Origin of the sequence: Tepidimonas fonticaldi, assembly GCF_007556755.1 — a bacterium.
GTDB lineage: Bacteria > Pseudomonadota > Gammaproteobacteria > Burkholderiales > Burkholderiaceae_C > Tepidimonas > Tepidimonas fonticaldi.
Genome location: NZ_VJOO01000011.1, coordinates 74,527 through 81,668, shown reverse-complemented (window position 1 = coordinate 81,668; position 7,142 = coordinate 74,527). Strand labels below are relative to the sequence as shown.

Annotated in this window: 7 protein-coding genes; all 7 read left to right on the top strand. The window is 66.8% G+C overall.

Annotated features, from left to right (window positions below; genetic code table 11):
- Positions 1 to 222: 222 nt before the first annotated feature.
- The 7 genes from Tfont_RS07425 to Tfont_RS14705 are packed head-to-tail and all read left to right on the top strand — an operon-like array spanning position 223 to position 7,136.
- Positions 223 to 1,305 (top strand): pilus assembly protein PilM, encoded by a 1,083-nt coding sequence (locus tag Tfont_RS07425; RefSeq protein ID WP_068606138.1) that lies wholly within the window; start codon positions 223 to 225, stop codon positions 1,303 to 1,305.
- Positions 1,302 to 1,922 carry a PilN domain-containing protein gene (locus Tfont_RS07420; RefSeq protein WP_068606140.1) on the top strand — a complete coding sequence of 207 codons (621 nt, stop codon included), beginning with the start codon at positions 1,302 to 1,304 and terminating at the stop codon, positions 1,920 to 1,922. The genes Tfont_RS07425 and Tfont_RS07420 overlap by 4 nt, the downstream gene beginning before the upstream one ends.
- Before the next feature lie 20 nt (positions 1,923 to 1,942).
- Positions 1,943 to 2,629 carry a type IV pilus inner membrane component PilO gene (gene pilO, locus Tfont_RS07415; protein ID WP_068606142.1) on the top strand — a complete coding sequence of 229 codons (687 nt, stop codon included), beginning with the start codon at positions 1,943 to 1,945 and terminating at the stop codon, positions 2,627 to 2,629.
- On the top strand, positions 2,626 to 3,192 hold the full coding sequence (locus tag Tfont_RS07410; protein ID WP_143968950.1) for a pilus assembly protein PilP: 567 nt from the start codon (positions 2,626 to 2,628) through the stop codon (positions 3,190 to 3,192). Before pilO ends, Tfont_RS07410 begins: the two co-directional genes overlap by 4 nt.
- A 59-nt stretch (positions 3,193 to 3,251) precedes the next feature.
- On the top strand, positions 3,252 to 5,393 hold the full coding sequence (gene pilQ, locus Tfont_RS07405; RefSeq protein ID WP_185974493.1) for a type IV pilus secretin family protein: 2,142 nt from the start codon (positions 3,252 to 3,254) through the stop codon (positions 5,391 to 5,393).
- Positions 5,394 to 5,403: 10 nt separating this feature from the next.
- Positions 5,404 to 6,594 carry a hypothetical protein gene (locus tag Tfont_RS07400; protein WP_143968948.1) on the top strand — a complete coding sequence of 397 codons (1,191 nt, stop codon included), beginning with the start codon at positions 5,404 to 5,406 and terminating at the stop codon, positions 6,592 to 6,594.
- On the top strand, positions 6,594 to 7,136 hold the full coding sequence (locus Tfont_RS14705) for a shikimate kinase (protein WP_143968947.1): 543 nt from the start codon (positions 6,594 to 6,596) through the stop codon (positions 7,134 to 7,136). Before Tfont_RS07400 ends, Tfont_RS14705 begins: the two co-directional genes overlap by 1 nt.
- Positions 7,137 to 7,142 lie beyond the last annotated feature (6 nt).

Genomic DNA, 7,142 nt, shown 5'->3' with positions numbered 1-7,142 from the left:
GGATGGGGGTCGGGACATGGAGCGGGCCGGGGGTGCCGGAGCATGGCGCCCGCATTATAGGAAGCGGCCGGTGTCGGTTCCAGGCAACGGGCGCGGGCGGTGCGGTGCGGTGCGGTGCGATGCTGCGCGAGATTTCTCTGGGCGATGCGGGGCGTTACTGCTAGGATTTTGAACGCAATGGGCATTGTGCAGGCCGGTCCGGTCCGGCCCATGGGGTGGGATTTGACTGCATTCGGATCACTGTTCAGCCGCGAGCCAGCCCCGCTGCTCGGCATCGACATCAGCTCCACCACCCTGAAGCTGGTGGAGCTGGGCCGCGGGCGCAATGGCGGCTATGCCTTGCTGCACTGCGCGATCGAGCCGCTGGACAAGGGCTGGATCGCGGAGGGCAATATCGAGAAGTTCGACGAGGTGGCCGAGGCGCTGCGCCGCCTGGTGCGCAAGGCCGGCACCAAGACCAAGAACGTCGCGCTGGCCCTGCCCGGCTCGGCGGTGATCACGCGCAAGGTCAGCCTGCCCGCCGGCCTGACGGAGGACGAGCTGGAAGTCCAGGTCGAGGCGGAGGCGGCGCAACTGATTCCCTTCCCGCTGTCCGAAGTCGCGCTGGACTTTTGCGTCATTGGACCGTCGGCCACCGCCCCTGGGTATAACGAGGTGCTGGTGGCCGCCTCCCGCAAGGAGAAGGTGTCCGACCGGCAGGGGCTGGCCGAGGCAGCGGGCCTCAACCCGGTGATCATGGACGTCGAGTCCTACGCGTCGCGGCTGGCTGCGCGCCGGGCCATCGAGCGGCTGCCCAATCAGGGCAACAACCTGCTCGTCGCATTGTTCGAGATCGGCTCGCAGTCCACGGGCTTGCAGGTCATCCGCAACGACGAGATGATCTACGAGCGCGACCAACCGGTCGGCGGCGCGGCGCTGACCCAGGTGATTGCGCGCCAGTACGGCATTTCCCTGGAAGAGGCGGAGCAGAAAAAGAAAACCGGCAACGGCCTGCCGGCCGACTACCCGCAGACGGTGCTGCAGCCGTTTCTGGACACCCTGGGGCAGGAGCTGGGCCGTGCGCTGCAGTTCTTTTTCACCAGCACGCCGCACAACAAGGTGGACCACATCCTGCTGTCCGGCGGTGCGGCCAGCCTGCCCGGCGTGGCCGAGGCGGTCATGACCCAGACGGGCTTTGCCACCAGTGTGCTCAATCCCTTCGAGGGCATGACCCTGCCACCCAACCTGCCCGCCGCGCGCCTGGCCATGGAGGCGACGTCCTACCTGGTGGCCACGGGGCTGGCCTTGCGGAGGTTCATGCCATGATCGCCATCAACCTGCTGCCCCACCGCGAGTGGGCGCGCAAGAGGCGGCGCGAGGCATTCTTCGTGCATCTGGCGCTGGCGGCGCTTGCCGGTGTGGCGCTGGCGGGCGTGGTGTACACGGTTTTCGAGGCGCGCATCGCCGCCCAGCAGGGGCGCAACCAGCAGCTGCAGGCCGAAATCGCCAAGCTCGACCAGCAGATCAAGGAAATCGCCACCCTGCAAACCGAGCTGGATGCCCTCAAGGCGCGCCAGGACGCCGTCGAGAGCCTGCAGGCCGACCGCAACCTGCCGGTTCACCTGCTCAACGAGCTGGTGCGGCGGCTGCCCGACGGGGTGTACCTGCGCTCGATCAAGCAGGAGGGCAGCGGCATCGCGATCACCGGGGTGGCCCAGTCGCAGGAGCGCGTCTCCGAGCTGCTGCGCAACCTGTCCACCCAGAGCCCCTGGCTGCGGCAGCCGCAGCTCATCGAGATCACGGCCGGCACCCAGAACTTCAACCCGGGCGGGCAGCGCCGGGTCTTCAACTTTGCGCTGCGCGTCGTGCAGGGCAAGGGCGAGGGGGCGGACAAGGCGGGCGGCGGGGCGCCGGCCCCCGCTGGCAAGGGCGGGGCGGTCTGACCCCGCAACCGGACGACACCATGGCCTCCAAACGCAAACCCTCCTCCATCGACTGGGCCGATCTGCAGCAGACCCTGCAGCGCCAGTTCAGCGGGCTGGACCCCAACGATCCGTCCCGCTGGCCGGCGCTGCCGCGGGCCTTGCTGCTGGTGGCGGTGGCGGTCTTCATCGTCGTGGCGCTGTGGTACGTCTGGTTGTCCGACCGCCGCGATGCGCTCGAAGCTGCCCAGCGGCGCGAGGGCGAGCTGCGCACCGAATACACGCAAAAGGTCGCCAAGGCCGTCGCCCTCGACGCGCTGAAGGCGCAACTGGAGCAGGTGCGGCAATACGTCGCGCAACTGGAAAAGCAACTGCCTAACCGAGCCGAGATGGATGCCCTGCTGTCCGACATCAACCAGGCCGGCATCGGCCGCGGGTTGCAGTTCGAGCTCTTCCGCCCCGGGCAGGAGACGGTGCGCGACTACTATGCCGAGCTGCCCATCACCGTGCGTGTGAGCGGCTCCTACCACGACATTGGCATGTTCGTCTCCGACATTGCCCATCTGTCGCGCATCGTGACGCTCAACAATGTGTCGATCAACCCGGTGGCCAACCGCAACGACCTGCTGACCATGGAGGCCACCGCCAAGACCTTCCGCTATCTGGACCCCGACGAAGTGCTGGCCCAGAAGTCGGCGGCCAAAGCGGCCCAGGGAGGCAAGAAATGACCCCGCGCGCGCATCCCCTGCGATCCGTTTGGGGCGGTCTCGCCATCGTGGCCGTGTCGGCGGGGTTGTTGGGCTGCTCCGGCGGCAACGACGAGGATCTGGCGCAGTGGATGGCGCGTCAGCGCGCATCGGCGCAGCCCAAGGTGACGCCCATCCAGCCGCCCATCGCCTACCAGCCGCAGGCGTACGAAGGGGGCGATACCCTGGCCCCCTTCAGCGAGGAAAAGCTGGTCCGCGTGCTGCGCAGCGACGCGGCCAGCGGGGCGGTGTCGCGCTTGATCGAGTCCGAAATGCGCCGGCGCCGCGAGCCGCTGGAGGACTTCCCCCTTGACGCGATTGCCATGGTGGGCCTGCTGGACAAGGGCGGGCGCCGCGTGGCGCTGGTCCGCGTCAACGGTTTGCTCTATCAGGTGGCGGCGGGCAATTATCTGGGTCAAAACTACGGGCGGGTGACCGCCATCTCCGACAATCAGATCACGCTGCGCGAGATCGTGCAGGACGCTGCCGGCGAGTGGATCGAGCGCACCGCCACCTTGCAGCTACAGGAAGGAACCGGCAAATGACCTTCGCACATCGATCACCCGGTGATGCACCGCAGCGCCGGCCCCGGGGCCGGCGGTGGATGTCGTTCGCCCTGGCGGCCGCGGTTGTCCTGGCGAGCGGTTGGGCGCAGGCCCAAGGGGCCATCCGCTCCGTCTCGGCGGGCTTCAGCAGCGGCAACGAAGTCATTCGCATCGAAACCACCGAACCCCTGAAGGCCCTGCCCGCCGCGTTCACCATCCAGACGCCCGCGCGCATCGCGCTGGATTTCCCCGCGACCACCAACGCCACCGGCCAGGGGCTGATCGAGATCAACCAGGGCAATCTGCGCTCGGTCAATGTCATCGAGGCCGGTGGTCGCACGCGCTTGGTCCTCAACCTCAACCGCGCCGTGCCCTACGACACCCAGGTCCAGGGCAACGTGCTGTTCGTCACCCTGCAAAACGCGCCCGCTGTCGCGCCGGCCGCCTCGGCTGCGGTGGGCACCACCACCTTCGACAGCGGCCCTGCGGTCAGCGGCACGACGGCCCTGAGCGACATCGACTTTCGCCGTGGCGAGGACAGCGCCGGCCGCCTGATCGTGGAATTGGGCAACCCGCAAACCGGGGTGGACATTCGGCCGCAAGGGCGCAATCTGGTGGTGGAGTTTTTGCGCACGTCGCTACCCGAGGGCCTGCGCCGGCGCTTGGACGTGACCGACTTTGGCACCCCGGTGCGCACCGTCACCGCCACCCAGACCGGCGACCGCGTGCGCCTGCTGGTGGAAAACACCGGCGAGTGGGAGCACAGCGCCTACCAGAGCGACAACCAGTTCGTGCTGGAGGTGCGCCCGGTCAAGCCCGATCCCAACCGGCTCGTGCAGGGGCCCAAGTACAGCGGCGAGAAGTTGTCCCTCAACTTCCAAAACATCGACGTGCGCTCGCTGCTGCAGGTGATTGCAGACTTCACCAACTTCAACATCATCACCGCGGACACCGTGCAGGGCAACCTGACCCTGCGCCTGAAGGACGTGCCCTGGGACCAGGCGCTGGACATCATCCTGGAGGCCAAACAGCTGGGCATGACCAAGACGGGGAATGTCATTCGCGTGGCGCCGAAGAAGGAGCTGGACGACGAGGCCGTGGCACGGCGGGAGGTCAACAAGAAGCTCGAGGCTCTCGAGGTGTTGCAGACGGAGACCTTCCGGCTCAACTTCGCCAAGGCGCAGGAGGCGGCCGAGGCCCTTCGGCAAGGCGTCAACACCGGATCGGGCGAGAACGCCAGCACCAATCGCCTGCTGTCACCGCGCGGCTCGGTCATTGCCGATGTGCGCACCAACCAGGTGTTCGTCACCGACGTGGCCTCGCGGCTGGAGGCGGTGCGTCAGTTTATGGCTAAGGTCGACACGCCGAGGCGGCAGGTCATGATCCAGGCACGTATCGTCGAGGCGCGCGAGGGCTTCAGCCGCTCGCTGGGCGTGCGGCTGGGTGGGGCTGACCTGCGCACGATCCGCGGCGGCGATGCAGGCTACAGCGTCGGGGGGACTGCGCGCGCCGCCATTGCTGGCTCCTACGACGCCATCACGTCGACCACCGGGCAGACTGCCAACCTGATGACCAACGCGAACACGACATTCGTCAGCCTGCCGGCGCGCAGCGGCCTGTCTGGGGCGGAAGTGCCGCGGTTCGCGATCTCCCTCTTCAGTCCGGCGGCCAACCGCTTTCTGAACCTGGAGCTGTCGGCACTGGAGTCGGACAACCAGGGGCGAATCATTTCCAGTCCCCGTGTGCTCACGGGTGACCTGACCAAGGCGACCATCAAGCAGGGCGACCAGATCCGCTTCATCCGTCGGCGACAGGCTGCCAACGGTCAGATTGAGGATGTCATCGAGACTATCGACGCTAACCTGCAGCTTGAGGTGGAGCCGCAGATCACGCCCTCCGGGCAGGTGATGGTGAAACTGAAGGCCGCGAAGAACCGTCTGCTGCGCATCACCGACGCCGGGCCGCAGCTGGATGTGCGTGAAGTGCAGACCGACGTCATGGTGGAGAATGGCGGTACCGTGATGATCGGGGGCATATTCGAGCATGAGGAGTCGCAAGGTGTCGACAAGGTGCCAGTGCTCGGAGACGTGCCGGTAGTCGGCAACTTGTTCAAGAGCCGTAACCGCGACACCCAGAAGCGCGAGATGGTGATCTTCCTGACCCCGTACATCGTCGATGGCGCGGCGACGCCCTTCCAATGAGGTTGTGAATATGGAACGCTGGTTCATCCGTTGGCCTATGAAGCCGTTGTTGGCGATCGCTGCACTCATCGCCGGTCTGCTGACCGTGGCCTGCGGTGGTGGTGGCGGTTCCCCCGGTGCGAATCCGAACACGGGCGCGCTTTCGGTCGGTGGGGTGTCTGCGGTCACCGTTTTGCCGGGTGAGTCCAAACTGCTTCCCGTGACCGGTGGCGTGCCGCCCTATCGCGCGGTGACCTCCGAAGCCGCCGTGGCCGTGGCGGCCATGGATGGCAATTCGCTGGTCGTTGGTGGCATCGCGCCGGGGGCGTCTACCAACGTGATTGTCACGGACTATGCCGGCACGAGCAAAACGGTGTCCGTGACGGTGGGGACGAGTGTGCCCCTGTACACGACAGCCCCGGCTGCGCTGACGATTGGGGTGGGGTCATCACAGGCGCGCACCTTCCGTGTCAGCGGTGGGGTGAAGCCCTACACCATTACTGGCAGCGCACCCTTGGTCGCGACCGTCACCCAGCTGAATGCGGAGGAATGGAGCATTCAGGGGGTGGCCATCGGCGACATGAAGGTTCGTATCCGAGACGCCGCCGGCAAGGAGTTGGAAGTGGCGGTGACGGTGGGCTCACCGGAGCTGCGCATTTCTTCGGACAGTTTGACTTTGCCGATTGGTATCCCTGCGACGGTGGTGCTGTCCGGGGGGCAAAAGCCATACTCCATCGCAGGCGGTATTCCCGCAGCCATCCAAGTCCGGCTGCTTCCGGGATCGGACAGCGAGTTCGAGATTCTCGGTCTGCTGGCCACGGGTGAGGTCGATGTGGTGTTTTCCGATGCTGTCGGCAAGATGGTGAAGACGAAAGTCACGATCAATACGGCCACGACACAAATCCGTGTTTCGCCCTCGGCGGTGAGTCTGGGAGAGCAGTCCGGTTCGTCGTTGAAGTTCAGTGTCTTGACGGCGGCCAAGGGTGTGCCGACGGTTCTCAGCAGTTTCCCGGGACTGGTGTCTGTGTCGGCGGTCACGGCGCCGGAGTTCAATGCCGATGGTTCGATCAAGACGCCCGGTTCCTTCGTCGGTACGGTGTCGGGCACCACTTGCGTGGCGGCAGATACCCCCGTGACGCTGACGGTCCTCGACAGCAATGGATCGATTGGGACAGCGGTGGTGACGGTGGTGAACACCAATCCCAACTGTCCTGCCCCGTAATGGCTGGTCGGGTCATCCTCATCGGCCTCCCCGGCGCCGGCAAGACCACGGTCGGCCGGCAGCTGGCGTGGCGGTTGCAGCTGCCATTCGTCGATTCCGACGCCGTGATCGAGGAGCGGCTCGGCTGCAGCATTCGCGAGTTCTTCGAGCGGGAGGGCGAGGAGCCCTTCCGCGACGTGGAGGAGGCAGTGCTGGACGAGCTGACGCGCGGCGAGTCGTGCGTGCTGTCCACCGGCGGCGGGGCGGTGCTGCGGCCGGCCAACCGGCAGCGGCTGCGTGCGCGCGGCCGGGTGTTCTACCTGCGCTCCACGCCGGAGGAGCTGATGCGCCGGCTGCGCCATGACCGCACGCGCCCACTGCTGCAGGTGGCCGATCCGCTGCAGCGCCTGCGCGAGCTGCACGGGGTGCGCGACCCGCTGTACCGCGAGACGGCGCACTACGTGATCGAGACCGGGCGCCCGTCGGTGGCCACGCTCGTCAACATGATCCTGATGCAGCTGGAGCTGGGCGCGGAGGCGGCCCGGGGCGCGACGGCGGGCTAAACTCGT

What these genes read in the sequence shown, in the direction of transcription:
- Tfont_RS14705 (WP_143968947.1), top strand. Translation starts at nt 6,594, where the DNA reads ATGGCTGGTCGGGTCATCCTCATCGGCCTCCCCGGCGCCGGCAAGACC.
- Tfont_RS07410 (WP_143968950.1), top strand. Translation starts at nt 2,626, where the DNA reads ATGACCCCGCGCGCGCATCCCCTGCGATCCGTTTGGGGCGGTCTCGCC.
- pilO (WP_068606142.1), top strand. Translation starts at nt 1,943, where the DNA reads ATGGCCTCCAAACGCAAACCCTCCTCCATCGACTGGGCCGATCTGCAG.
- pilQ (WP_185974493.1), top strand. Translation starts at nt 3,252, where the DNA reads ATGTCGTTCGCCCTGGCGGCCGCGGTTGTCCTGGCGAGCGGTTGGGCG.
- Tfont_RS07400 (WP_143968948.1), top strand. Translation starts at nt 5,404, where the DNA reads ATGGAACGCTGGTTCATCCGTTGGCCTATGAAGCCGTTGTTGGCGATC.
- Tfont_RS07420 (WP_068606140.1), top strand. Translation starts at nt 1,302, where the DNA reads ATGATCGCCATCAACCTGCTGCCCCACCGCGAGTGGGCGCGCAAGAGG.